Annotated in this window: 25 protein-coding genes and 1 pseudogene; 13 read left to right on the forward strand and 13 right to left on the reverse strand. The window is 68.0% G+C overall.

Translation table 11 applies throughout. From position 1 onward, the window contains the following. The first annotated feature begins 33 nt into the window (after nt 1-33). Nucleotides 34-705 (forward strand): GntR family transcriptional regulator, encoded by a 672-nt coding sequence (locus tag AB0H84_RS41780; protein ID WP_357617392.1) that lies wholly within the window; start codon nt 34-36, stop codon nt 703-705. A 409-nt stretch (nt 706-1,114) separates the two neighbouring features. On the opposite strand, the gene AB0H84_RS41785 is transcribed toward AB0H84_RS41780, so the two are convergent. Further along, nucleotides 1,115-2,329 carry an ROK family transcriptional regulator gene (locus AB0H84_RS41785; RefSeq protein WP_357617394.1) on the reverse strand — a complete coding sequence of 405 codons (1,215 nt, stop codon included), beginning with the start codon at nt 2,327-2,329 and terminating at the stop codon, nt 1,115-1,117. 155 nt (nt 2,330-2,484) lie between these two features. On the opposite strand from AB0H84_RS41785, the gene AB0H84_RS41790 reads away from it, so the two are divergent. Beyond that, nucleotides 2,485-2,628 (forward strand): hypothetical protein, encoded by a 144-nt coding sequence (locus AB0H84_RS41790; RefSeq protein ID WP_357617396.1) that lies wholly within the window; start codon nt 2,485-2,487, stop codon nt 2,626-2,628. Between the two features lie 328 nt (nt 2,629-2,956). Here the strand turns inward: AB0H84_RS41790 and AB0H84_RS41795 are convergent, their stop codons facing one another. After that, entirely contained in the window at nt 2,957-3,343 is a 387-nt protein-coding gene (locus tag AB0H84_RS41795) for a transposase (RefSeq protein WP_357617398.1), read from the reverse strand. 591 nt (nt 3,344-3,934) lie between these two features. Here AB0H84_RS41795 and AB0H84_RS41800 point away from each other — a divergent pair. Next, a complete protein-coding gene (locus tag AB0H84_RS41800) occupies nt 3,935-4,381 on the forward strand; it encodes a group II intron reverse transcriptase/maturase (protein WP_357617400.1) in 447 nt (148 codons plus the stop codon). Nucleotides 4,382-4,392: 11 nt separating this feature from the next. Here AB0H84_RS41800 and AB0H84_RS41805 read toward each other — a convergent pair whose 3' ends face one another. From AB0H84_RS41805 to AB0H84_RS41840, 8 genes are all read right to left on the reverse strand, one after another. Next, nucleotides 4,393-5,628, reverse strand: coding sequence for an iron-containing alcohol dehydrogenase (locus AB0H84_RS41805; RefSeq protein WP_357617402.1), 1,236 nt, complete (start codon nt 5,626-5,628; stop codon nt 4,393-4,395). A 1-nt stretch (nt 5,629) separates the two neighbouring features. Next, nucleotides 5,630-6,118, reverse strand: coding sequence for an Ldh family oxidoreductase (locus AB0H84_RS41810; protein WP_357617404.1), 489 nt, complete (start codon nt 6,116-6,118; stop codon nt 5,630-5,632). Further along, entirely contained in the window at nt 6,115-7,575 is a 1,461-nt protein-coding gene (locus tag AB0H84_RS41815; RefSeq protein WP_357617405.1) for an NAD-dependent succinate-semialdehyde dehydrogenase, read from the reverse strand. The genes AB0H84_RS41810 and AB0H84_RS41815 overlap by 4 nt, the downstream gene beginning before the upstream one ends. A gap of 139 nt (nt 7,576-7,714) precedes the next feature. Beyond that, nucleotides 7,715-8,791 (reverse strand): ABC transporter ATP-binding protein, encoded by a 1,077-nt coding sequence (locus tag AB0H84_RS41820; RefSeq protein ID WP_357617407.1) that lies wholly within the window; start codon nt 8,789-8,791, stop codon nt 7,715-7,717. After that, nucleotides 8,791-9,858 (reverse strand): ATP-binding cassette domain-containing protein, encoded by a 1,068-nt coding sequence (locus AB0H84_RS41825; RefSeq protein WP_357617409.1) that lies wholly within the window; start codon nt 9,856-9,858, stop codon nt 8,791-8,793. The genes AB0H84_RS41820 and AB0H84_RS41825 overlap by 1 nt, the downstream gene beginning before the upstream one ends. Next, nucleotides 9,858-10,769 (reverse strand): carbohydrate ABC transporter permease, encoded by a 912-nt coding sequence (locus AB0H84_RS41830; RefSeq protein WP_357617411.1) that lies wholly within the window; start codon nt 10,767-10,769, stop codon nt 9,858-9,860. Before AB0H84_RS41830 ends, AB0H84_RS41825 begins: the two co-directional genes overlap by 1 nt. Next, entirely contained in the window at nt 10,769-11,635 is an 867-nt protein-coding gene (locus tag AB0H84_RS41835) for a sugar ABC transporter permease (protein WP_357617413.1), read from the reverse strand. Before AB0H84_RS41835 ends, AB0H84_RS41830 begins: the two co-directional genes overlap by 1 nt. 80 nt (nt 11,636-11,715) lie before the next feature. Beyond that, nucleotides 11,716-13,086 carry an extracellular solute-binding protein gene (locus AB0H84_RS41840; RefSeq protein WP_357617415.1) on the reverse strand — a complete coding sequence of 457 codons (1,371 nt, stop codon included), beginning with the start codon at nt 13,084-13,086 and terminating at the stop codon, nt 11,716-11,718. 440 nt (nt 13,087-13,526) lie between these two features. On the opposite strand from AB0H84_RS41840, the gene AB0H84_RS41845 reads away from it, so the two are divergent. The 8 genes and pseudogenes from AB0H84_RS41845 to AB0H84_RS41880 all read left to right on the forward strand — a co-directional run bounded on the left by AB0H84_RS41845 (nt 13,527) and on the right by AB0H84_RS41880 (nt 19,332). Beyond that, on the forward strand, nt 13,527-14,270 hold the full coding sequence (locus AB0H84_RS41845; RefSeq protein ID WP_357617417.1) for a GntR family transcriptional regulator: 744 nt from the start codon (nt 13,527-13,529) through the stop codon (nt 14,268-14,270). 92 nt (nt 14,271-14,362) lie between these two features. After that, the gene (locus AB0H84_RS41850) at nt 14,363-14,932 is read left to right on the forward strand and encodes a DJ-1/PfpI family protein (protein ID WP_138666282.1); all 570 of its coding nucleotides are present in this window, start codon (nt 14,363-14,365) and stop codon (nt 14,930-14,932) included. Between the two features lie 22 nt (nt 14,933-14,954). Beyond that, a complete protein-coding gene (locus tag AB0H84_RS41855) occupies nt 14,955-15,413 on the forward strand; it encodes an alpha/beta hydrolase (RefSeq protein ID WP_357617513.1) in 459 nt (152 codons plus the stop codon). Nucleotides 15,414-15,583: 170 nt separating this feature from the next. After that, entirely contained in the window at nt 15,584-15,772 is a 189-nt protein-coding gene (locus AB0H84_RS41860) for a hypothetical protein (protein WP_357617419.1), read from the forward strand. 611 nt (nt 15,773-16,383) lie between these two features. After that, entirely contained in the window at nt 16,384-16,569 is a 186-nt protein-coding gene (locus AB0H84_RS41865; RefSeq protein WP_357617420.1) for a hypothetical protein, read from the forward strand. 400 nt (nt 16,570-16,969) lie between these two features. Further along, nucleotides 16,970-17,560: pseudogene (locus tag AB0H84_RS41870) on the forward strand (VOC family protein); the annotation flags it as partial. 3 nt (nt 17,561-17,563) lie between these two features. Then, on the forward strand, nt 17,564-18,802 hold the full coding sequence (locus AB0H84_RS41875; RefSeq protein WP_357617422.1) for a carboxylesterase family protein: 1,239 nt from the start codon (nt 17,564-17,566) through the stop codon (nt 18,800-18,802). A gap of 5 nt (nt 18,803-18,807) precedes the next feature. After that, nucleotides 18,808-19,332 (forward strand): AsnC family transcriptional regulator, encoded by a 525-nt coding sequence (locus tag AB0H84_RS41880; RefSeq protein WP_357617424.1) that lies wholly within the window; start codon nt 18,808-18,810, stop codon nt 19,330-19,332. 66 nt (nt 19,333-19,398) lie between these two features. On the opposite strand, the gene AB0H84_RS41885 is transcribed toward AB0H84_RS41880, so the two are convergent. Further along, nucleotides 19,399-20,007, reverse strand: coding sequence for a TetR family transcriptional regulator (locus tag AB0H84_RS41885; protein ID WP_357617426.1), 609 nt, complete (start codon nt 20,005-20,007; stop codon nt 19,399-19,401). Nucleotides 20,008-20,329: 322 nt separating this feature from the next. Here AB0H84_RS41885 and AB0H84_RS41890 point away from each other — a divergent pair, with 322 nt between their 5' ends. Both AB0H84_RS41890 and AB0H84_RS41895 read left to right on the forward strand, forming a co-directional pair. Beyond that, nucleotides 20,330-20,872 carry a GNAT family N-acetyltransferase gene (locus AB0H84_RS41890; protein ID WP_357617428.1) on the forward strand — a complete coding sequence of 181 codons (543 nt, stop codon included), beginning with the start codon at nt 20,330-20,332 and terminating at the stop codon, nt 20,870-20,872. Nucleotides 20,873-21,032: 160 nt separating this feature from the next. Further along, entirely contained in the window at nt 21,033-21,359 is a 327-nt protein-coding gene (locus AB0H84_RS41895; protein WP_357617430.1) for a hypothetical protein, read from the forward strand. A gap of 1,630 nt (nt 21,360-22,989) precedes the next feature. Here AB0H84_RS41895 and AB0H84_RS41900 read toward each other — a convergent pair. Beyond that, nucleotides 22,990-23,172 (reverse strand): transposase, encoded by a 183-nt coding sequence (locus AB0H84_RS41900; protein WP_357617432.1) that lies wholly within the window; start codon nt 23,170-23,172, stop codon nt 22,990-22,992. A gap of 26 nt (nt 23,173-23,198) precedes the next feature. Beyond that, complete coding sequence (locus AB0H84_RS41905) at nt 23,199-24,152, reverse strand: hypothetical protein (RefSeq protein WP_357617434.1); 954 nt, start codon at nt 24,150-24,152, stop codon at nt 23,199-23,201.

A 24,152-nucleotide genomic window follows, 5' to 3' on the forward strand; every position in this document is an offset into this window, starting at 1 on the left:
GAGCCCTCTGGGCGTCAATGTGGAGGAGGTTCGTTGTCGCAACCCACGGGGAGCCCGCGCTCCGCGCGACCGACCCTGAGCCGGCAGATCCGCGACGGTCTGCTGCAACGGATCGTCTCCGGCGAACTCGGCGAGGGCGACCGGCTCATCGAGACGAAGATCGCCGCCGAGTTCGGAACGAGTCAGGCCCCGGTCCGGGAGGCGCTCCGGCAGCTTGAGGGCCTCGGCCTCATCGACGGCCGGCCTCGTCACGGCAGCCGGGTGCTGCCGTTCGCCGAGCAGACGATCCGCGAGGCGTACATCGTACGGGCCGCCCTTGAGGAGACTGCGACGCGGCTCGCCATGCTGGCCGGAACCCTCCCCTTCGACCGGCTGGGGGAGGAGGCCGAGGAGATGTACCGCCGCGCCCGTGACAACGACGTGCACGGCATCGGCCTGGCCAGCGCGCGGTTTCACCGGCACGTCGTGCAGGCCGGCGGCAACGTGCTGCTGACCCGCGCCTGGGAGGCGCTGCAGATCGAGGCGCGCACGGCCATCGCTCTCATGGTCACCAGACCGAAACTCGAGCGGGTCGCCGACGAGCACCGCGAGCTGCTGGACGTCATGCGCGCCGGGGACGTGGAGGTGGCCTGCCGGCACGCACGTGATCACCAGTGGGCCTACGCCGACACGCCGCACGACCCGTATGGAACGCCGAAACCCTAGGAGTCAGCCTCCGACGAGGCGCCGTGTCTCGTCAGACAGGAACTCCGACACTGTGCTGTTCCAACGCCTGTGTTGCCTGGTCGTCATAGAGATCGGCAGCCGCCGGGTGCACGTCCTCGGTGTCACCCGGCATCCGACCGGGCCGTGGGTTGCGCAGCAGGCCAGGTACCTGGTGATCGAACTGGGAGACAGGCGGAGGGGTTCAGGTTCCGGATCCGCGATCGGGATACCAAGTTCACCGCGATGCTCGACGAAGCCTTCACGGCCGCAGGCATCGGCCGTACCAGTCGAGGCGCCAACGTCCCACGGGCTCCACGATGCAGCCCTTCCGCGACGTGACCGCTACGACCTCAATCGTTTACGGCACGGCTGTGCCGATCGGTTTGTCGGCGCGGCTGTCCTCATCTCATCAGCGCAGGGTGGCCAGTGCGTCGAGTGGGTTGTCCAGGAGGTTGGCGAAGGCGAGTTCGGCGGCACCGGCGAGCGTGGTGTCGTCGCCGAGGGCCGTCACGGCCAGGCGGACACGTTCGCGCGACACCGGCAGGACATGCGCGTCGATCCGGGCACGGACGCGTGACGCGGCGCCCGGGTAGACATAGCGGAGCATCCCGCCGAAGACCACGAGCGCCGGGTTGAACAGGTTGATGAGGTTGACGACGCCGACACCGAGCCAGTCGCCGATGCGGTCGAGGGCGTCCCGCGCGCGGGCGTCGCCGGTCCCGGCGAGGGCGACGACTGCCCGGATACCGTCGTGTCCGACGAGTTCGCCGGACCGTCCCGCGTAGTCGAGCAGAGCTTCCTCCCCCACCTCGGCCTCCAGACAGCCCCGCGACCCGCACAGGCAGCGCCGTCCGTCGAACGGGTTGACCAGCATGTGCCCGAGTTCGCAGCCGTAGCCTCCGTCTCCGTCCAGGAGTTTGCCGCCGACGATGATTCCGCCGCCGACGCCGACGTCCCCGTGCAGGTAGATGAGGTTGTCGACGTCGCATCCCACGCCGCGCACGTGCTCGGCGATCGCGCCCAGGTGTGCCTCGTTGCCGACCTCGACGGGAAGCCCGAGACCGAGGCCGGCGGCGAGTTCCGCGCCGAACGCCTGGTCCACCCACCCGAGGTGCGGTCCGTACCGGACTGTGCCGTCGGCGCGCCTGATCAACCCGCAGTAGGACGCGCCCACCCCCACGCACAACGAGCCCGGACCGGCCCCGACGACCAGTTCGCGGCCGAAGGCCGCGAGAACGCCTACGATGTCCTCCAGGTCGGCCCCGGCGCGGGTGCGCACGGCCTCGCGGCGGTCGAGGACCCGGCCGCCGAGCCCGACACGGGCCGCGAGCAGCCGGTCCACGGCGACGTCGAACGCGAGCCCATACAGTCTCCCCTGCTCGGGCATGACGACGATGGACGGCCGCCCGGCGCGACCCCGCCCGATGGGGACGCCCTCGCGGACTAGCCCGGCGGCGGCGAGTTCGGCGGTCAGGTCCATGATGGTGCTGCGGTTGAGCCCCATCCGGCGGCTGAGCGCGGCCCGTGACACGGCCCCTTCCTTATGGACGCGCCGCAGCACCTCACTCAGGTTTCGCTGCCGCATCTGCTCCTGTGTCCGCGCGCCCGCCGCCGATCCCGTCATCCCCGCCAGCCTAGTGCTGCGTTGCCTTTCTCGCCCAGGCGGTCACCCACCGGCTGTCCGCTGCTGTACCGGCTGATCGCCCTGCGCGGGCTGCGCCGGGGGAGGCGGTCGGGCTGCGCTGGAAGGACGTCGACCTGACCGCCGGGACCGCCGGGGTGCCCTGGCAGATCACTCCGTTGGGTTGGGAGCCGGTGCAGGGCAGGCCGAAGACCGAGGCCGTCGACCGCACCATCGCGTTGGATGAGAACATCGTCACCGCGCTGCGCGCGCACCGCAAGCACAAGCCGCCGAACGGTTGATCGCGGGCGAGGCCTGGACAGACAGTGGGTTTGTCGTCACTGACGAGATCGGCCGGCCGCTGCATCCGCAGCAGGTCAGCCACCAGTTCTGCCTGCAGGCCTTCTTGCTTGGTCTTCTGATGCCCATCCCTGGCGGTGTGACCTGACGGTGGCCGCCTAAACGATCTGCCGCGATACACGATCCGTACACAAGAGCAACCAGCGAGCAACCATGCGTTCTTGACCATCGCCGTTATGAGCCATTGGTCCCCTATTTCGACACCGCTGTGTAGGGATGTCAACGACGGCCGGATTCAGGGTCTGGCACGAATTCCGTGAAGGGGCGGGCTCAGTCGGCGAGTAGGACGCGTTTGCGCATGAGGTGGGGGTTGGCGCGGCCGTACATCTGTCGCTTGAGCATCTTGATGCGGTTGACGTGTCCCTCCACCGGGCCAGAGCTGTAGGGCAAGGTCAGGCCTGCCCGGGCTGCGTCGAGATCTCGACGCAGGCCCGTGATGAAGGAGCGCAGTTCGGGCAGGTCGTCGGCGTCGGCTGTGGCCATCCAGCGTTCGAGGTGATGGCCGTGCCGGTTGACCATCATGTCCGCGAAGGCGCGGACGTGGTCGTAGGGCCTGGCCAGCGGCGGGCAGGCGGTGGTGAGTGCGTCCAGGTGTCGCTGCCCGTCAGCGGCGAGGGTGGCGGGGTTGCGCAGCAGCCATCCGGTGACTTGCCGCACTGCGGGCGGAGCCGGGAGCGGCGGTTGCCTGGTGGCGTCCGAGCGCCAGGGCTGTAGATATTGGCGGACGGTGGTCGGAGCGCCGTGGAAGCCGCGTTCACGCAGTTCCTGGTAGAGCTGTTCGGCGTTGGTGCAGCCGTCGTTCCAGCGCTGGCGCCGGTAGGGCTCGAAGGCCTCTACGGCTCACGGGTGGCGTCCGGTGCTGTCCTTGACCAGTAGTTCCTCTGGGGTGGCGGCGCGGGAGCGGGAACTGATCCAGCAGTACACGCGGGGGGCGACGCGGGCCGCCAATTACCGCCTACCGGCAGGCCGACGCCCTCCTCAGGAGAGCGCGGCGGCGCGGGGACCGGGCGGAGGCCCGGCGTCTCGCGCTGGAAATGCGCACGTCGAGGAGATCAAGGCGAAGCTGGCGCGGTTCCTCCGGGAGACCCTCGGACTTAACTCAACCAGGACAAGACCCTCATCACGCACGCCCGCAGCCCGCGGGCGCGGTTCCTCGGCTATGACATCACCGCCCAGCACTCCAGCACGAAGGTCAGCAATGGCCGCCGGTCGCCCAATGGCAAGATCGCGCTGAAAGTGCCTCCGGACGTGGTCGGGGCCCAGTGCGCCCGCTACCGGAAACACGGAAGGCCGTGCTACCGGCCGCGGCTCCAGAACCTGGACGATTACGACATCGTGCGGGTTTACGGAGCCGAGTATCGCAGCGTCGTGAACTACTACCTGCTCGCCAAGGACGCCTGGCGGCTGTGCAGGCTGCGCTGGCACGCCGAGGTGTCGATGCTGAAGACGCTGGCCCTCGAGCACCAGTCCACCGTCTCCAAAATGGCCACCCGCCATAAGGTGAAGGTCACCACCCGCGACGGCCCCAGGACCTCGCGAACCCGGTCGCGCACGCGGCATGAATCGCTGGAAAGCGGCCGTGGCCGGCCTGGTGGCGCGCAGCTGTGCGCCAGGCCTGGGAATGGGCGGCTCCCATTAAGGCGTAGCCGGCAATTCCGATACACAGGGTGGGGCAGGGAACTCGTCGTCATGTGAAAGGCCCGTCACTATCTCTGCTCCCGGGTCAGGACGTGTCGGGTCCGGTCCCCGATCCAGGCCGCTTCGAGGATCGCGGTCAGGCTGGCGGTGTCGGTCGGGCCTGGATGGTTCTGGATCAAGCGGGTGACGCCACCGGCCATCTCCGCGAAGCGCGGGAGGTCGGCGCGTGCCACGCCGATGTCCGCCAAGGTGGCAGGGATGCCGATGTCGGCAAGGAGCCCGTCGAGCCAGGTGAGGAACGTATCCGCGGCCTCGGCATCCGAGGCGTCGGTCACGTCGAGCCCGCACACCCCGGCGAGGATGGCCAACCGGTCGCCGATGGCATCCCTGGCCGCGTCCAGCGCGTAGGGCAGCAGCAGCCCGACGCCCAGGCCGTGCGGCGTGTGGGTGGCTGCGCCGATGGGGTACTGGAGGGCGTGCGGAGCCGCGTTGCCTGCGTGGGAAAACGCGAGCCCGGCCAGCATGGACCCATAGGACATGTCCGCGCGCGCGTCCTTGTCGCCTCCGTCCCTGACGACTTGGGGCAAGCTGCGGGCGATCCGCTCCGCGGCCAGGAGCGCGTAGTGATCGGTGATCGGGTTGCGGCCGAGGAAGACCTGCTCCACCAGGTCGCGCGGTCCGTGGGCGCGGGGTCGCGCGGTGTAGCTCTCCACCGCGTGACAGAACGCGTCGATGCCGGAGTGGGCAGTGACGGTCGCAGGGCAGGTGTAGGTGAGCTCGGGGTCGACGATGGCGAAGTCGGGCACGATGTGGACGCTGGAGACCCCCACCTTCAGCTCGCGGTCCGGGTCGGTCAACACCGAGACGGGCGTGAGCTCGGAGCCGGTGCCTGACGTCGTCGGGACGGCGACGAGAGGAATCGTCGGCCCCGGCACCTTCGACTCGCCGTAGAAGTCGCGCGGCGTTCCACCGTGGCACCGGATGACGCCGACGATCTTGGCGAGGTCGATCACCGTGCCACCCCCGATGGCGAGGATCACGTCGGCGTCCACCTCTGCGGCGGCCGAGACGGCCAGGGCGACATCGTCGAGTGGCACGTCCGGAGTCGCGTCGGCAAACACCCCGACGACTTCGACCTTCTCCCGCACGGCGGCCACGATCTCGGCCACGCCCGGCTGCCCCAGAAGAACCCGGTCGGTCACGATGAGGGCTCGCGAGCCACACTCGGCCACCACTCGTGGGATGTTCTGCGCGACCCCTTCGCCCACTATCAGCTGGCGTGGTCCGCGGACGGTCTCAAGCATGTCAGTGCCTCTCTGGAACGTCGGCGGTGATTTGCTGGGCGGACGTCCAGGTCACCTGCGAGACCGGGACGGCGTCGGCAAGGTTGGCCGCCGGGTGGCGCAGGCGCGCGCCGGGCTCCCGGACTCGGTCGCGCCCGGGAGCCATCGGGTCCATCGCGATGAAGACGTCGCCCTTGGTGGGCGGGTCAGTCGGGTCGAGGGTCCGGCGGCCATCGTCGCCAAGGGCGGTACGAGTCAAGGTCGCGACCAGCACCTCGGTCATGAGCCCGAGGGCGTAGCCTTTGGGACCGCCGAAAGGGCTGATCGCGCCGGCCACCGACGCGGCCGCGTCTGTGGCGCGCACATCGGCGGAGTCGACGGCGTCCCCGGGTGCCGGCGGATTCGTGCCGACCATGGCCCGGGTCCCGCCCCACGGGTGGAGGCCGGTCAGGTCATGTGTGCGCAGGGCGCGGTGATCCCCGGCGGGCACCCGCAGCGGCAGGCCGGTCACGGCAGGTCGATCGCCGCGTAGGTGACGTCGAGGTACTCAAGGATGCCCTCGTGCGACCCCTCCTTGCCGATCCCGGACTGCTTCACGCCTCCGAACGGAGCTGACGGGTCCGAGATCAGACCGCGGTTGATGCCGACCATCCCCGTCTCCAGCCCCTCGGTGAACCGGAGCGCCCGCTGGAGGTCACGGGTGAAGACGTATCCGATCAGGCCGTGCTCGGTGTCGTTGGCCTTCGCCATCACCTCGTCGTCGGACGTGAACGAGATGATCGGCGCCACCGGGCCGAAGATTTCCGCCTCCAGCATCCGCGCGTCCTCGGGCACGTCGACGAGGACCGTAGGCGGGTAGAAGTAACCCGGCCCATCCGGACGCTCGCCGCCCACCAGGACACGGGCGCCGCGATTGACCGCGTCGGCGACGAGCTCGTCGATCTTGGTGACCGAGGCCTCGTCGATCAACGCCCCGACGTCCACGCCGTCGTCGAGACCATGGCCCACCGAGAGCGCGCCCATCCGCTCGGCGAAGCGCGCCGTGAACTTCTCGCGCACCGGCTCCTCGACGTAGATTCGGTTGGCCGCGATGCAGGACTCCCCGATGTTGCGCATCTTGGCCACCATGGCACCGTCGAGCGCGACGTCCAGGTCTGCGTCGGCACACACGATCAAGGCCGCGTTGCCGCCCAGTTCCATGGAGGTGCGCAGCACGTTGTCCGCCGCCTGTCGTAGCAGCACGCGCCCGACCTCGGTCGACCCGGTGAACGAAAGCTTGCGGGTCCGACGGTCGGCCAGCAGTGCTGAGACCACCTCGCCGGCGCGCTTGGTTGTCACGACGTTGACGACGCCCGGGGGAACGCCGACCTCCTCCATGATGCGGGCCAGCAACAGCATGGTGAGTGGCGTCTGGGCCGCCGGCTTGGTGATCGTCGTGCAGCCCGCCGCCAGCGCAGGAGCGATCTTGCGGGCGCCCATGGCCAACGGAAAGTTCCAGGGCGTCACGAAGACGCACGGTCCGACCGGCTTCGGCACGGTGAGGATGCGATAGCCACCAGAGGGAGCGGTGTTGTAGCGCCCCTCGACGCGCACCGCCTCCTCGGCGAACCAACGGAAGAACTCGGCGCCGTAGGCCACCTCTCCCCGAGCCTCGGCGAGCGGCTTGCCCATCTCGAGCGTGATCAGCCGGGCGACCTCCTCGGATCGCTCGGTCAGTGCCCGGTACGTCGCGGTCAGCAACTCTGACCGTTTTCGCGGCGGGGTCGCCGCCCACTCCGCCATTGCCTTGCTCGCCACGTCCAGAGCGGCGAGCCCGTCAACGACGTCGGCGTCCGCCACCTCGGCGATGATCTTGCCGGTGGCCGGGTCCTCGACGGCAAAGGTGGCTTCGCCGGCGGCGTCGCGCCAGGTGTCGCCAATCCGGAGCCGCCGGTGCTCGGGGGCCAGGACGTTCATCGGGTCACTCATTGCGTCGCCTCCTGTGGTGTTCTTGGTGATGTCCAGCCCCCGCGCCACCGATCGTCTTCTCGGGCCATGGCTGCTTCAGCGTCGCGCCGAGGCCCGATTGCCACCTGTGGGCGCATGTTGACGTCGCCGCCCTGCGCGGTTACCTACCGGCCTCGGACAGCGCCAGCCCGGTGCCCGCATCGAACAGGTGCGCGCGGTCCAGGTCGACCGTGACAAGCAGCCGCTCGCCCGGCGTGCCGGTGACGGTGGGTCGTGCCTTGACCTTGAGGATCTCCGTCCCCACTCGGACGTCGACCACCGTTCGGTCACCGAGCGGCTCAAGGCCGTAGAGCTCACCCGACAACGACGCGTCCCCACGCTGCTCGACGGACAGGTCCTCTGCGCGCAGGCCCAGCAGCAGCGGACGACCGTCCTCAGCCGTGGTCCAGCGAGGCCGCGGCAGCGTCCAGCCTTCCGCCCCGATCAGACGATCTCCTTCGGCGTGGCAGGCGAGCAGGCTGATCGGCGGGCTCCCGACGAAGCCTGCGACCCACTGGTTGGCCGGACGCTCGTACACCTCGGTCGGCGTTCCGACCTGTTGCACCTTCCCCTCCTTGAGGACCGCGACCTGGTCGGCCATGGACAGGGCTTCGACCTGGTCGTTGGTCACGTAGATGAAGGTTGCTCCGAGGCTCCGGTGGATGCGGGTGAGCTCGGTGCGCATCTCGACGCGGAGCTTGAGGTCGAGGTTCGTCAGCGGCTCGTCCATGAGAAACGCGCGCGGACGACGGACCAGCGCCCGGGCCAGGGCGACACGCTGCATCTCACCGCCCGACAACTGCGCGGGACGACGCTGCAGCAGACGTTCGATGTGCAGCAGGCTCGACATCTGCTCGACGGCGGCAGCGATCTCGCTCGAAGAACAGCGGCGTGCCCGCAGCGGCGAAGCGATGTTCTCGTACGCCGTGTGTCGCGGGTAGAGGGCGTAGTTCTGGAAGACCATGGCCAGGTCGCGTGCGGCCGGGGCGTCACCGGTCGCGTCCCGCCCGTCCAGATGCACCGACCCGGCGTCAAGCTTCTCAAGGCCGGCGATCGCTCGCAGGGTCGTCGTCTTGCCTGCCCCGGAGGGCCCGAGCACGACGAAGAACGAGCCGTCCGGCACGTCCAGCGTCACCCCGTCCAGGGCCTGGACCTTACCGAAGGACTTGCACAGCCCGTGCACTGCCACGGTTCCCATCAGGCCACCAGCTCTTCCGTGCTCACGTCGTAGACCGGCGGGGGGCCGCCGGTGTGCCGCAGCCCGACCGGTGCGTCAGCAGCGAAACGGACAGTCGGTGGCATCCGAACCCGTACGTCGCGCTGGCCGCCGTGGTCAACCACGTAGATGATTTCGTCGCCCAGCCACTCCGCCGAGACCACGCGGGCCGGGACCGAACGTTCCGCCCCTGGTTCTGTGACTTCCAGCGCCTCCGGCCGCACGCCTGCGACCAGGCGACGGTCGCGCGGCAGGTTCGGCGGTGGCGTGAGGACCAGTCCGCCCTGACTGCGCAGCTTCCCGTCGGCCACCTCCGCCTCGATCAGGTTCATCGGCGGGGAGCCGATGAATGCGGCGCAGAAAAGGCTCGCCGGACGGTCGTAGACTTCCAGCGGCGTGCCGATCTGCTCGACGCGGCCCTTGTTGAGGATGGCGATTCTGTGACCGAGCGACATCGCCTCGACTTGGTCGTGGGTGACGTAGACCATCGTCGTCCCCAGTTCCCCCTGCAGGTGCTTGATCTCCGTGCGCATGTCCGCCCTCAGCTCCGCGTCCAGATTGGTGAGAGGTTCGTCCATGAGGAATGCGCGAGGCCGTCGCACCAGGGCGCGAGCAAGCGCGACGCGCTGCTGCTCCCCGCCGGACAGCCGGTGCGGTCGCCGGTCCAGGAGCGGACCGAGCCGCATCAGCCGGGCGGCCTCGTCGACCCGCTCGCGCACCTCCTGCTTGGGCAGTCCCTCGGCCCGCAGGGGGAACGCCAGGTTGTCGCGGGTTCTCAGATGCGGGTAGAGAGCGTAGAACTGGAACACCATGGCGATGTCGCGCTCGGCGGGCGGCAGGTCGTTGACCAGCGTGTCGCCGATGCGGATGTCGCCCGTCGTCTGTCTCTCCAGGCCGGCTATGGCCCGCAGCGTGGTCGTCTTGCCGCAACCCGACGGGCCGAGCATCACGAACAGCTCGCCGTCGCCGATGGACAGGTCCACGTGATCAACTGCGACCGTCCCGTCCGGGTAGCGCTTGTGCAGGGCGGTCACCTCGATGCCCGCCATCAGCGTCGCACCGCCCCGAGCGTCACACCGGCGACGAGGTGCTTGCGCACCAGGTAGGCGAAGACGAGCACCGGTAGGGCGAACACTACGGAGGCGGCGGCCACGAGACCCCAGTCCACAGTGGTTCCACCGATGAGGCCGGCGATGGCGGGTGGGGCCGTCCGCACGGCGTCGCTGGAGGTGAGGAAGATGGCGAACACGAACTCGTTCCACGAAAAGATGAGTGCGAAGACCGCCGTCGCGGCGATGCCGGGCAGGAGCAGGGGAAGGGTAAATCGCCAGAACGCCTGCAAGCGGGTGTAGCCGTCGAGCATGGCGGCATCCTCGTACTCTGGGGGCACCTCGTCGACGAACCCCTTCATCATCCAGATCGTGAACGGGACGTTGAACGCGGCGTAGATGAGGATCAGGCCGAGCTTGGTGTCGATGAGTCCGACTTGGCGGTACATGAGGAAGATCGGGATCACGACCACCACGGGCGGCATGAAGCGGGTGGACAGGATGAAGAACAGTTGGTCCTTCTTGGCCTTCACGGCGAAGCGTGAGTAGGCCCAGGCCGCCGGGACCCCCAGCACGGTGGCCAGCGCCGTGGAGACCCCGGCGACCACGACGGAGTTGAGGAACGAGACGGACAAGGCCGAGCGACCGCCGCCGGGGGCGACGAACACGTCCTTGAAATGGTCCATAGTGACCTTGAAGTCGAAGAACTTGGCCGGGATGGCGTAGACGTCCCGGTTCTCCTTGATGGACGTCTCGATCATCCACAGCGCCGGAAAGAGCATCACGACGGCCAGCACGGTCAGCAGCGCGACCTCCAGCACGGAGCGGCCCCGGCCGCCGAAGCGACGCGCGGGAGGTGTGTGATCCCGGGCAGGACCTGTGGACACGGCCTCGTCGACGGAGATGGCCATCAGTCCTCCTTGAGCTTGTTCAAGTAGCGCAGGTAGAGCTGCGTGAGGACCATGACGACGAGGACCATGAGGAGCCCGTACGCCGAGGCGGTTCCGGTGTTGAAGCCCAGGAACGCGACCTTGTAGACGTGGAACGACAACGTCTCGGTGGAGACCCCCGGACCTCCGCTGGTGAGGATGTAGACGAGGTCGAACAGCCGGAAGGCCTCGATGGCCCTGAACAACACGGCGATGAGGAGCAGCGGCCACACCAGCGGAAGAGTGATGGTGCGGAACCGGAACCACTCGGACGCCCGGTCGATCGAGGCGGCCTCGTACAAGTACTTGGGGACCGCGGTAAGGCCCGCAAGTGCGATGAGCATGATGAACGGCGTCCATTGCCAGGTGTCGACCACGATCAGGGAAATCAATGCCGTTCGCTGCCGGGTGAGCCACTCCACCTGCCCCAGGCCGAGCGAGCCGAGCATGCTGTTGATCACGCCGAATTGCGCGTCGAGCATGAATCGCCAGAACAGCCCGACCACGACGGGCGACAGCATCATCGGAACCAGGAACAGAGTGGTCAGCAGTCCTCGCCCGTGCGTACGCCGTGAGATCAGGTACGCGATGGCGAAACCGAGCACGGTCTGCAGGGTGACCGCGCCGATCACGTAGATCAACGTTGTCAAGGCCCTCAGGTGGACCTGCGCCGAAGTCAGGATGGCGGTGAAGTTCTCGAACCAGATGAAATGGGCGGGCCCCCCGCGGGTGGCCGAGTAGTCGGTGAAAGACAGGTACAACGCCCACAGCAACGGGAACACCGACATCGCGAGCAACAGCAGCAACGCGGGGGAGATGAAGGTCACGGCGAGCCAGCGGTCGCTCAAGCGGCGGGACCGACCCGGTGCAGGTGGCGTCGCGGACGCCACCTGCCCGGTGTGGTCGGTCGTCAGAGGGACGGGATCACTCACAGTCCGCCGCCGCCCTTGCGGCTGCTGGCGTCGAGCACGCCCTGCTGCTCCTTGGCGATGTCGTCGAGCGCATCCTTCGGCTTCTTCGCGCCGTTGAGAGCCGCGTTCACGTTGGTGTTCTCAATGTCGACGAGGCGCGCGTACTCGGGCACGTTCCACATGTCCCGCATCCGCGGAACCGAGTCGGCGTACACCTTGTTGAACGGCTGGGCATTGAGGAACTCGGGCGACTGCAGGGCGTCCGTACGCGATGGCACGCCACCGGCCGCGGCCCACTTCTTCTGGATGTCAGCCCGCTCGAACCACTTCATGAAGTTCAGGGCCTCCGCCTGGTTCGTCTTGGAGGAGTAGGCCGACACGTGCATCCCCATGCCGCCGAGAGGCACCAGGTTCGTCTTCTGGCTCGGCAGAGGGGCGAAACCCAGCTTGTCGAGAATCTGCTCCCGCGTGGTGCCGAGCGTCGACTGCTTCGGGTCGAGCAGGCCGCCGCTCGCGGCGATCCAGTTGAACGCGATGCATGCCTTGCCCTGGGAGACCGCCGCGTTCACCTCGTCGATGAACCAGTTGCCGGAGCCCTTGGCGGTCAGCGGCTTCATCTTGTTGACCAGGACGTCCATCGCCTCCTGGCCCGCAGTGTCGTTGAGGACGCCCTGGATCTTGCGCTTCTTGGAGTCCCAGAGGTTGCCGCCGTAGACGCCGTTGACCGTGTTGTAGGTTACGGCCGCGGCGTCGGAGCCGTTGGCCTGGTGGAAAGCCAGCCCGCTGACGCCAGGGTGGTCCGCCTGGCATTTCTCGGCGACTGAGATCATCTCGTCCCAGGTCTGCGGTGGCTTGTCGCCAATCAGGTCCTTGCGGTAGATCATCGTCCAGGTGTCGCCGAGCAGCGGCAGTCCGTACAGGGGGGCGTTTTCGTCGCGCTTCCCGGTCTCCGCCTGGGGGAACTGGCCGTAGGCCGCCAGGAGATACGGGTTGTAGGCCTTGACGTCGATGTTCTTCTTGACGAAGTCGGTGATGTCGAGGATGTTGCCGTTCGTCACGGCCTCGCCGATGTGTTGCGAGTCCAGGATCGGGATGTCGAAGTCGGTCTTGTGCGCGGCGAACTGGGTGAACATCGCGTCGTGCCAGTTCGCGTTCGGCACGGTGTTGACCTTGATGGTCACGTTCGACCGCTCCTTGGTGTACTCCGCGTTCGCGAAGTCTTCCAGCGCGTGGGCGGGGGGCCAGTCGAACCAGATGAAGCTGAGGGTCAGCGGGTCCTTGGTGAGCTCCGGGATGGTCGCCGGTGCCTTGGGGGCGCTCGCCTGCGTGTCGCCGCCGCAAGCCGCCACGGTCGTGGCCGCTAATATGGCCGCCGTCGCCAGTTGCACCTTTCGACCGGGAACGGACGGTCGTCCTCTTCGCTTTGGATACCGCATCTTCTTGCCTGCTTTCTGGGTGGGGACTTCTGGAGCCCTGCTGCGTGCTTCGCCGAGCAGTTGCTGGGGGTGTTCAGGCGTGTTGCCGGCTGTCGCAGGGGCTGACCCGCAGACCGGCGTCACGAGTACGCCACGACGTCATGGGGCTTCAGGCAGTCGAGCAGTCCTTCAGCCCTTGTGCGGCCCGGTGGCGAACCGAGAAGGACGTCGAGCATGCTCATGGGAGCTCCAACTGATCGAAGCGGAGCGATGGCGGGCGGTTCCCCGATGAGTGAAGGATGGCTGGCATCCGCCACCTTTCCTATACGATCCGAGTGGGGGCGTCAACATCCCGCAGCGTTGCGACCGATGTCAACAGGTTCCCGAAAACGCAAGAAAGGACCTCAGTCACGATGGACGACGAGGCGATGATCGCGCGGCGCCGTGGGGCCATGACGGCCGGAATGCCACCGGGAAGATCTCGCGGCCGGCTTGCCGACGAGGTGTACGACACGCTGCTCGGGCAGCTGATGTCGCTACGGATCGAGCCTGGCTCCCGCGTCACGATCGACGCCCTGGCGCGAGAGCTGGGGGTCTCGCAGACGCCGATCCGAGACGCTCTGAACCGCATGGAGGCCGAGGGCCTGGTCGTGCGGGTGCCCCATGCCGGCTATCGTATTCCCCCCCAAATCACCCGTCACCGATTCGAGGACATGCTTGAGGTCCGCCTGCTCCTCGAGCCGGCAGCGGCGCGCAGATCCGCCGAACGCGCATCCCCGAAGCAGGTGGCCGGTCTGCGACGACTGCTGGAGGAGATGGCGGAGCTGGAGGGGGGCGACGGGCTCATGGCCTATGGCGCCTTCGGGCTACGCGACGCCGCTTTTCACGATCTCGTCGCCCTGAGCGCGGAGAACGAGGTCATCCGCGAAGCGCTCGCTCGCCTGCACACGCACGTGCACCTGTTCCGGCTTCTCCACGACACCCAGGTCACTCACTTGGCCATGGCCGAGCACGAAGAAGTTCTGGCCGCGATCGCCGCGCGTGACCCCGAGGCCGCCGCCTACGCCATGCGTCGGCACATCCTGCTCTCCGGCGAGCGGTTCCGACGATTGTTCGACGACGTCAAGGATGCGGACGGAATGGCGGTAAAGGCTTGACGGGCGGGCTGGGTCGAGGAATGCTGACGCAATCGGATCGGATCGGATCGGATCGGATCCACCTCACCCGCCTCAGATGCTAGGAGAAGCAGGTGCCCAGAGCGCTGCTCCTGACCGGCGACGCCGCCGAGGAGCTCGACACCATGTATCCCTACTATCGCGTGCAGGAGGGCGGCTGGGACGTTGACGTCTCGTCACGGACGATGCGTGACGTTCAGCTGGTCATCCACGAGTTCGACCCCAACTCCGACGCCTACGTGGAGAAGAACGGCCGAAAGTTGCCGGTCGACGTACCCTGGGCCGAGGTCGACGTCGAGCGCTATGACGCCCTCATCATCCCTGGGGGACGCGCCCCCGAGTGGATCCGGGTCGACGCCGACGTCAGGCGCATCACCGAGCACTTCTTCGCGCGCAACCTCCCGATCGCGCTGGTGTGCCACGGCGCGCAGGTGCCGGCTGTGTACGGGCTGCTGAAGGGTCGAAAGACGGCGTGCTTCCCCCCCATCACCGGTGACATGGAGAACGCCGGCGCGACGGTCATCGACGCTCCCGACGTCGTGGACGGCAACCTCGTCTCCTGCCGGGGGTGGCCCGACATGCCGCAATTCGGCAGGGCGATGATGGAGGTCTTTTCGAAGTCCATCAACTCCGCATCGGCATGAGCACACCTGACCTGTCCCGGTGATGGCACTTCGGACCGTCATAGTCGACGGCTCTCCCGTCCACGTCCTGGAGAGCGGCACCGGGCCCGCGGTGCTGATGCTGCACGGCTCCGGACCCGGTACGACCGGATCCGGCGCCTGGGCGACGACGGCCCAGGCGCTGGGCACGTCCTGGCACCTGGTGGCTCCTGACCAGGCGGGGTTCGGCCGTACACCCATCCCCGCGGGCTCCAGGGGTGGGCTCCGGCTGTGGACGGAGCAGGCCGCGGGCCTGATGGATGCTCTCGGTGTCGAGCACTACGCCGTGGTGGGCCACTCCATGGGCGGTGCCGTGGCCCTGGCGTTGGCGGCCGCGCGTCCCCAGCAGGTCACCCGTGTCGTGGCGGTCTCGACGATGGGCGCCCCCGGGGCGCCGCTGTCCGCCGAGCTCGACGCGATCTGGGCCGCCCCGCCGGCCCGCTCGGGGCACGAGACATGTTGAGTCGCCTCGTCCTCGACCAAGCGCTCGTGACCGAGTCGGCCGTCGCTGCCCGTGCAGCCGCGATGCAGGCGGGGGCGGCCGCATTCGCGTCGTTGTTCCCTCCACCCAGGGCACGTTGGGCCGAAGAGCTCACCCTCTCGGCGCAAACGCTGGCAGGGGTCCGCGCGCCCGTGCTGCTTGTCCACGGCGCCGAGGACCGAGTCACCCCGCTCGGGACGGCAGCCCTGCCCCTGCTCGAACACCTGGCTGATGTCCGTCTGCACGTGCTCGGCCGATGCGGGCACGTGCCGGCGCTCGAGCACCCGCACGACTTCAGGCGACTCCTGTCGTGCTTCCTCGGCCGGGAACGAGGTCACTGATTGCTGCCGCAGGTCCGCAGCCCGTGCTCAAGCAGATCAGCATGAAGCAGGCGTGCTCCGCGCAGAAGCCGGCGCCCTCCCCGAGACCCTAGCCATGGCGAGGCAGTGGCCGAGGTCATCGCTCGACATGGTTCGTCTGCTGTATCTGGCTCTGATTCGGGTGTCCGGCCGGCTGGTGTTGCTGGGCCGCGGCCAGGCATCCAAGGATGTCGAGATCATGGTGCTCCGCCATGAGGTGGCGGTGTCGCAGCGTCAGGTCGTCCGGCCGAAGCCGGACTGGGCCGATCGGGCGCTCCTGACGGCCTTGGCCCGCTTCCTGCCGACGGTGCTGCGGGCGCATCGGCTGGTCACCCCGGGCACCTTGTTGGCATGGCATCGCCGGCTGATCGAACGCTCCTGGACTTTCCCCAACACCCTGGCCGTCCCGGAACAACCAAGGAGGTCCGGGAGCTGGTCCTCCGGCTGGCACGGGAGAACCCGGGGTTGGGGTATCGGCGGGTACACGGCGAGCTGGTCGGCCTCGGCTTGCAGGTCAGTGAGGCGACCGTGCGACGGATCCTGCGTTCGCGCCGACACGGTCCGGCTCCTCGCAGCTTCTACACGTCCTGGGTGTGACCGCCCATCCCACCGGCGCCTGGACCGCCCAGCAGGCCCGTAACCTGCTCATGGACCTCGGGCACAGGGCCGCCTCGCTCCGGTTCCTTATCCGTGATCGGGATACCGAGTTCACCGCCGCCTTCGATGAGGTCTTCACCAGCCTGGGCGTCACGGTGATGAAGACGCCGCGCATCCGTTGATCGGATATGACCTCGCCGCTGATCGAGTCCTGTCGCTCGCGACTTGAGGTGAGGGGATGGCCGGAGAGGGGCGTTGATTGCATGGGCCTGTGGCGGTGGAGCGGCGGGTCGGGAGAAGTGTGCCAGCCATAGCTCGAACAGCCGCACCCCCGGTGCGGCAGGGTCAGGCTCCTGGCGGCGGTGCGGCCCTTCACGTATCGGAATCCACCACGACTGGTCATTCAATGTCGAAAAGTATCGATCGCGGGACATTGACTGGAACTCAGTCCAGCCGTGGCGGCAGCCTGCGAACCATGAATGCCCACGACATCGACCGAATCGACCACTCCGTCCTCTACACCACTGACATGGACGTCACCGCGGCGACGTACGAGGCGCTCGGTTTCACCACGGCTACTCCTTCGGCTGCATCGACGCCGAGACCACCGAGAAGCGGCTGCGCGCGGCCGGCCTGTCCTCCTCCGGTGTGCTGCCGCTGCAGCGGGATGTGGAGACCTCTGACGGGGTGGCGACCGCCCGCTTCCAGGCCATTCACCTGGACCGTGCCCTCACTCCCGAAGGGCTGATCCACGCCGCACACCACTTGACCCCTGAGCTGATCCACCAGCCTCGCTACCTCTCGCACGCCAACGGTGCCACCGACCTGCACAGCGTGCTACTTGTGGTGGATGACCCCGAGTTGGAGGCCACCGTCGCCCGCTATGCCCTCATCCTGGACACCGAGCCGGTGAACGAGGGAGTGTTGCGGGTGCTGCCGCTCCAGCAGGGGCGGGTGGAGATCGTCGCGGTCCCCGCCTTCCACGAGGTGCTGCCCGGTGAGCCGGTGCCGGCGCTGCCGTACATGGCCGGGCAGACCGTGGCCGTCAGGGACGTGAGCGCGGCTCGCGCGCTGGTGGAGGGCAACGGGTTCATCACCGGCGAGCTGCCCGGCGGGTTCTTCGTCGGAGCCGCCCAGGCCCGCGGCGCGGCGCTGGCCTTCCTGGAGGTGTGATCGGTGAGCACCCTTGTCCACGCCCCCGCAGGACTGCTGCGCGGCGCCTCGAAGGGTGCAGCCACCGCCTATCTCGGCATCCCGTACGGGAGCGCCGAGCGGTTCGCCGCGCCGCGACCGGCCGAACGGTGGACCGGCGTACGGGAGGCCACCCGTCCGGGACCGGCCGCTCCGCAGCCGGCCTCTCGGCTGGCACGCGTCATGGGTCCGGGCAGCGATCTGCGCCAGGGCGAGGACTGCCTGTCAGTCAATGTCCGGACTCCGGGTGGCAGCGGGTTGCCTGTCCTGGTGTGGCTGCACGGTGGCGGCTTCTCCAGCGGTTCCGGGGCGGAGGCCTGGTACGACGGCGCGCTGCTGGCCGAGCGCGGCCGGATGGTGGTCGTCACGCTCAACTACCGGCTGGGCGCCCTGGGCTACCTGTACCTGTCACCGCAGTTCGGCCCGGCCGACGTCGGCCTGCTCGACCAGATCGCCGCCCTGCAGTGGGTACGGAAGAACATCGCCGCCTTCGGCGGCGACCCTGATCGCGTCACGCTGGCCGGTCAGTCCGCCGGCGCGCTTTCCGCGCTCGCCCTCCTCCACCATCCCACCGGCCGTGGCCTGTTCCGGCAGGTCATCCTGCAGAGCACACCGGCCGGGGTTCGGCCCTACAGCACCGGGGAGGCGGCCGGAGTCGGCGAGATCTTCCTGGACGCCCTGGGCCTCCGGCCCGACGACGCTGAACGGCTGCGTACACTGCCCCTGTCCGACCTGCTCGCCGCGCAAGCCGAGACCGTCCGGCGCACGGCACGGCCCCTGACGGTGACGCCACCCTTCCAGTTGGTCGCCTCCGGCGGCGTGCCGGCCGATCTGACCGCCGGGGTTCCGAAGGACGTGCCCATGTTGATCGGCACCACCCGGGACGAGGCATGGGCGTTCTTCCCCGGGACTCCGGCGGAGTTGACCGAACGCCTCTTCCGCGACGGCAGCCTGCACCTCGCCGAAGAGGTCGACCATGCCCACGTCTACCAGTTCGACTGGTCTCCGCCGGGCAGCCCCTTCGGGGCCTGCCACTGCATCGAGCTGCCGTTCGTCTTCGGCGATCTGGACGCCTGGCGCGCCTCCCCGATGCTGACCGGCGCCGAGCCCGCGCACCTTGAGCGGCTGGTGGAGCAGGTGCAGCGGACCTGGACGAGCTTCGTCCATACCGGTTCGCCAGGCTGGGCCCCGTTCCGCCACGTCAGGCACATCACGCTAACCTGACCATGGTGGCCGCCTCGATCCTGGACGAGCTCGACCGTGCGATCGTCCACGCACTGCACGTGGACGGTCGCGCGCCCTTCAATCGCATCGCGAAGGTGCTGGGAGTGTCCGACCAGACGGTCGCGCGCCGCTACCGCAGGCTCCGCTCCGATGGGCTGCTCACCGTGGTCGGCCAGTTGGAGGCGCGACGGCTGGGCTGGGTGCAGTGGTTCGTCCGACGGGTCTGGGTTGACCGTTCCCGCGAGCTGATTGAGGTTGTCTTGCAGGGCGATCAGCAGCACCGCGCTGCCGAAGGAAGCGCCGAATTGCATGAGGATCCGGTTGGCCGCGCTGGCGCGGGAGATGTCCGCGCCTTTGATGTCACGCAGCGCGGCGGTCATCGCCGGGGCCATCACCGCCCCGATTCCGCCGCCGCTGAGCAGCAGCGCGGTGGGGAAATTCTCATAGGTTCCTCTTCTTCCTCGTCGACAGCCGGACCGCGGCGGGCGGAGTCACGCGAGCGGCCACGGTCCTTCATTAGCGGTCGGTAATCCCGGGAATTCAGGCGCGGCTGAGCCACCAGCGGCACGCCGGTTGGTCAGGTGGAGGTCGGGCTGTCAGGCGGTAGGAGTGGGAAGGCCCTTCGCCACTTGATCGAGCGCGTCCCGTAGCAGCACGCCGTACGGCTTAGGCGGGTCGATGCGCAGCCACAGATCGGTCGAGGCGGTGATGGCGGCGCTGACCGTGCCCGCGACCAGCCGGGGATAGAGGTCGCGGTCGAGGTCGGTGCCGGTGCGCTCGGCCACGGCGGCGGCCAGCTCCTGCTCGGCGTCCATGGCCGCCTTGAGGAACTCACCCCGCAGCGCCGGGTGCTCGGTCATCAGCCGGACCCCTTCCACCCAGCGGGCATCGGGCTGGGCGTCCTCGGCCTTGGTGTCGAGCGGTGCCCCGATGAGCACCGCGTTGCTGATCGCCACCCAAAGAGGCTCTTCGGACGGGCGGGCACGCAGCTCGTCCGCGATGCGCGCCGCGCGTTCGAAGTGCCGGGCGGCGATCGCCTCGGCCTTGCTGGAGAAGTAGTTGTTGAACGTGCGGGGCGAGACGCCGACCTCTGCGGCGATGTCCTCCACTTTGACGTTGTCGAAGCCGCGCTCGGCGGTGAGCCTGATCGCCGCCCAGCTGAGCGCGATCCGGGTGTCGCGCTTCTTCTGCTCCCTCAAGCCCATGCGACAAGCATAGCCAATCTTGCGCAATAGGAAAAGATGCGTGATCGGAAAAATAATCCGTGCTCGTACGGCGTACAGCGCCTCCTGGGCCGGCAAGCCTGCCGATCTTCAAGGTCTGGGCCGTCTCGGCCACCGACATACCCTCATCAACCAGCCGGCGCGGCATCGCCGGCTCGGCGGGGCCACCGGTCGGACTTCCAGAAGCCCAGCTCGGCCAGTGCGGCGAACTCTGGTCCGGCACCGCGCAGTCGGCTCAGAGTTGTGGCACGATGTCGCGATGGTCCCCAGCTCGCCCATACCGGCTGTCGTTCCCGCAGGTCAGATGAGCCAGAGTGCCCAGCCGGTTCTTACCCTTTCCAGCGGCCTGGAGCTGCGGCCCTGGCACCTTTCCGACGCCGGCGTACTGGCGGCCGCCGGCCAGGATCCGGCGATCCGCCAATGGAACTTCCTACAGGTGGAGACTCGAGAGGAGGCGTCCCGGAGGATCGAGCGCATGCACGAGCGGTGGCGGGCCGAGGTGAGCGCCATCTGGGCCATCGCACGACCAGATGATGAGGCCATGGGTCTGATCGGGTGGGGCGACATCGACCTCAAGGGCGGCAGTGCCGAAATCGTCTACTGGGTGCTGGCCCCAGCGCGCGGCCGCGGAGTTGTGGTTGAAGCCACCAAGCGCGTCAGCCAGTGGGCCTTGAACGACCTTGGCCTGCATCGGTTGCGGTTGTGCCACTCGGTGGCGAACCCAGCATCCTGCCGTGTGGCGGTCAAAGCGGGCTATTCCCTCGAAGGAACCATGCGCAGCGCGCTGCTGCACGTAGATGGATGGCACGACCAGCATCTGCACGCCCTCCTCCAAGGCGACATCTGATTGCCTGGGCACCGTCCCGCCGTTCTGGTAGAAGCCCAGATCAAACGTGCCAAACACCGGATCCGCGGGCCCTGATCGCGAGCTCCCCACCGTCACTCCTGACGACCGGCGACGTGTCACTCAACCTTCGGGGCCTCACCTGGGAGGGCGTGATCCAGGGATGAGTTTGACCCCACTCGCCAGGCGCGGTGGTGACTGGGGCTGCACGCCGGATCAGCGGTCGGCGCCACCACGAGCGCTGGAGCCGGCCCGCGTCGTCGAGCCCCCGCGCAGGTTGTCGAAGTCAGGGGGTGCGAGGGCCGCCTCGCTCATGCTCGCCGCCGGAGTCGACCTGAAGGTCGTGCAGGAGTCCCTCGGCCACGTCTCGTCCACCTTCACCCGCGACACCTACACCAGCGTCTACCCCGAGGTGGCCCGTGCCGCCGCAGAATCCACCGCCTCCCTCGTCAACACCGCAGCCAGCAGCGCCCATGCGGCCCGGCTGTGATCACCTTGCCGGGCCACGCGGGAGACGCCACCACCTGAACCACCGAACCCAGGCAAGGCAGGCCCGCCGATCCTCCGGCGGGCCTGCCTTTTGCCCTCAGCGGCTGTCGCGCAGGTGATGCAGCTGATCGATCCTGAGCCTGAGCGGTGAACGGGCCGAGCGGATCGCTGCGAGAAGCAGCGGATCTTTTATCTCCTGGTTGCCAGCGGCCTGGCCGGCAAGACGAGGCGGCTTGGACAAGGCTTGACCGCACACAAGCCCTCACTGACCAGGGGCGCCATGCAGACCGTCTGGCTTGATCTTCTGGTGACCGTCACTGGGGTCTGAACTGACACCGGCGGCCTAAATGATCTACCCCGATCCGTACATAAGAGCAACCACCGAGCAACTAACCATGATCAACAACGAGCCCAGAGGCTGGCGAGAACCGAGGAACACCAGGTCGAACGCGGTATTGGTGAGTAGGGCGGGTGGGACTTGAACCCACGACCCACGGATTATGAGAATCCTCGGTAAATATCACTAGGTGCCATCGAGTGTTGTTTTGTATCGCTGTGGTCGGCATCGTCCACGCCGACGTGTCGGCCAGTGTTATCCCGCGCCGGGTTGTGGGGCATACACGCGAGCAACCACCGAGCAACCATGCGTTCTTGGCCATCGCCATTACGTGTGGTTTGTCCCAATGTTGGCGTCGCCGCGTAGCGCAGGGCCTGCGGGATAAGCTCGCGCTTCATGGCAGATCGAACGCGTACGAGCAACCGCCGAGCAACCATCCGCGAGTGACTGCATCCGCTGCTCGCCGCTCAGCAATCTGTGAGGCTCAAATACATCAGGCGCCGTGTCCGAGCTGTGGTCTTGCTGGACGCGCTGGTCTCCACCTTCCGGTTCAAGCGGTTGCTCCAGCAGATTTGAGCAACCGCTCGGACGGCAACGCTCAAGATCGGCAAGCCTGCCAAAGGCTGCAGGTCAGCGCGGGGATCGAATATTCGAGCCCTACAGGGTCAGTTCACCATGGATACGCCGGTGACCCCAGCTCGGGTTCTTCGCGGCCATGCGCAGGATAAGTGCCTTGACCGCAGCCGCGGTGGGTGGCCGTCGGGGACGCGACGCTTGCTGTAGTCCCACTTCTTCGCCACGAGCTTGCGGTGCCAGGCCGGCAACGTGGCTGGTCTGATCGGGAAGATTTCCGCCCATTGGGAGCGGGGGATCAGGTGCGAGAGCGCCGCCAACTACGGGCGAGCGGGCGGTTCGTAGCGCACCCGTTGGGCCTGGCGACGCAGGACCGCGTTCTGATGCCGAAGCACCAGCAGTTCCGCCTCCTTGGAGACGCTCCTCCGTAGCAGCGGCCCGGGCAAAGACAACAGCCGCCGGGTGACGCGTACACGGTAGACAAGATCACGAAACCTGATCCCAGGTGACCCGCACCAGCCATTCGGCACCCCAGAGCCCTTCCTCCCACCGGACGAAGAGGCTCTGCGCTTGACGAAATTCGAGTTCTTGAGCCCCACCGCTTGAGGAAGTCGACGTCCTCGCGCAGCCGCCGGTTCTGTCGCCGCAACGCCTCCACCTCCTCGCGTTCGCTGCTGGTCAACCCGTCGCGCTGCCCGGCGTCGATCTCGGCCTGGCGCACTCACTGCCGCACCGCGGTCTCGGTCAGATCGAAGTCCTTGGCCACCTGCCCGACCCAGCGGTCACCGCGCTGGCACAGCTCGACGATCTCGGCTTTGAACTCCGGCGTGAACGACTGGAGCGGCGAGGACGCGGCTTCTTCCCCAGGCCCTCGAGGATTCTGGTCAACACACTCATCGCTCACCCATGGGTGGTTGCGCGACGGCGTGACTATCTGAGGCACACCACCAAAAGTCCGCTCACGACGAACAGGGTCCACGCAAGCACGCTCAACGAAACGGACGGCAAGGCCCGCACCTCAAGGCGGTCGTTGGCCTCGGGCAGCAGCGGTGTGTCAAGCGGGATGTTACGGTGCCAAAACTGGTTCAGCCGCGCCCATTGTTGGTCGCCCTCCACCCCGAGGCGGGTAAGCAGCTCCTGGCGGTAGAGGTCGAACGCGACGCGCACCTGGTCGCTGTAGAGGCGGGCGGGTGCCAGCGCCCCGCAGTAGGTGGCCCAGGAGAGCGCGGCCGCGCCCCAGTAGCAGGTGAGGAACAGCCAGACCGAGCCACCAGTGACCGCGAGCCATCCTCCCGCTGCCACCGCGAAGAACGCCGCCTGCGCGGAGATCGTCACCTGGAACTCGATCTCCGCGCGGGCGGCGGTCAGCGAGGCCGTGAGCTTGTCCGGCAGTAAGGGGAACAGGCGTGGCCAGGTCAGCACGGCGTCCGCGCCATAGCGGTCGAACGCGTAGCTCTCCGCGGAACGCAGGATGTTGCCCAGCCGGGTCGGCAGAATGTCCGCCGGGTCGGCTGGGTAGTCCGCCGCGCCGCGTTCGAACCCGAGCCGCCGAGCGCGCCTGCGGTGCCGGTGTGTGCCGGGCAGCAGCAGGACGTGCCGCATCTGCCCCGGCCAAAGTCCTTCGTAGCAACGGATAAGCGACTGCGCCCGCCCTGCGACAATGGCGGCGATCAGTACGGTGACGACCACGGCACCGGTGCCTGCCAGCACTTTGACCGTGCCGTCGAGCGTGTTCCACGTGCGCAGCGCCTTGACCGGATCGGTCAGTGTGCTCGCGACCACCGCCCCGAGCAGGCCGAGGGTGATCAGGGTCGGCAGCAGCGCGTTGAGCAGGAAGCGCCGGTCGAACAGACCGGTGGTCTCCCGCACGACATCGGTGATCAC

Origin of the sequence: Nonomuraea sp. NPDC050786, assembly GCF_040654115.1 — a bacterium.
Classification (GTDB): domain Bacteria; phylum Actinomycetota; class Actinomycetes; order Streptosporangiales; family Streptosporangiaceae; genus Nonomuraea.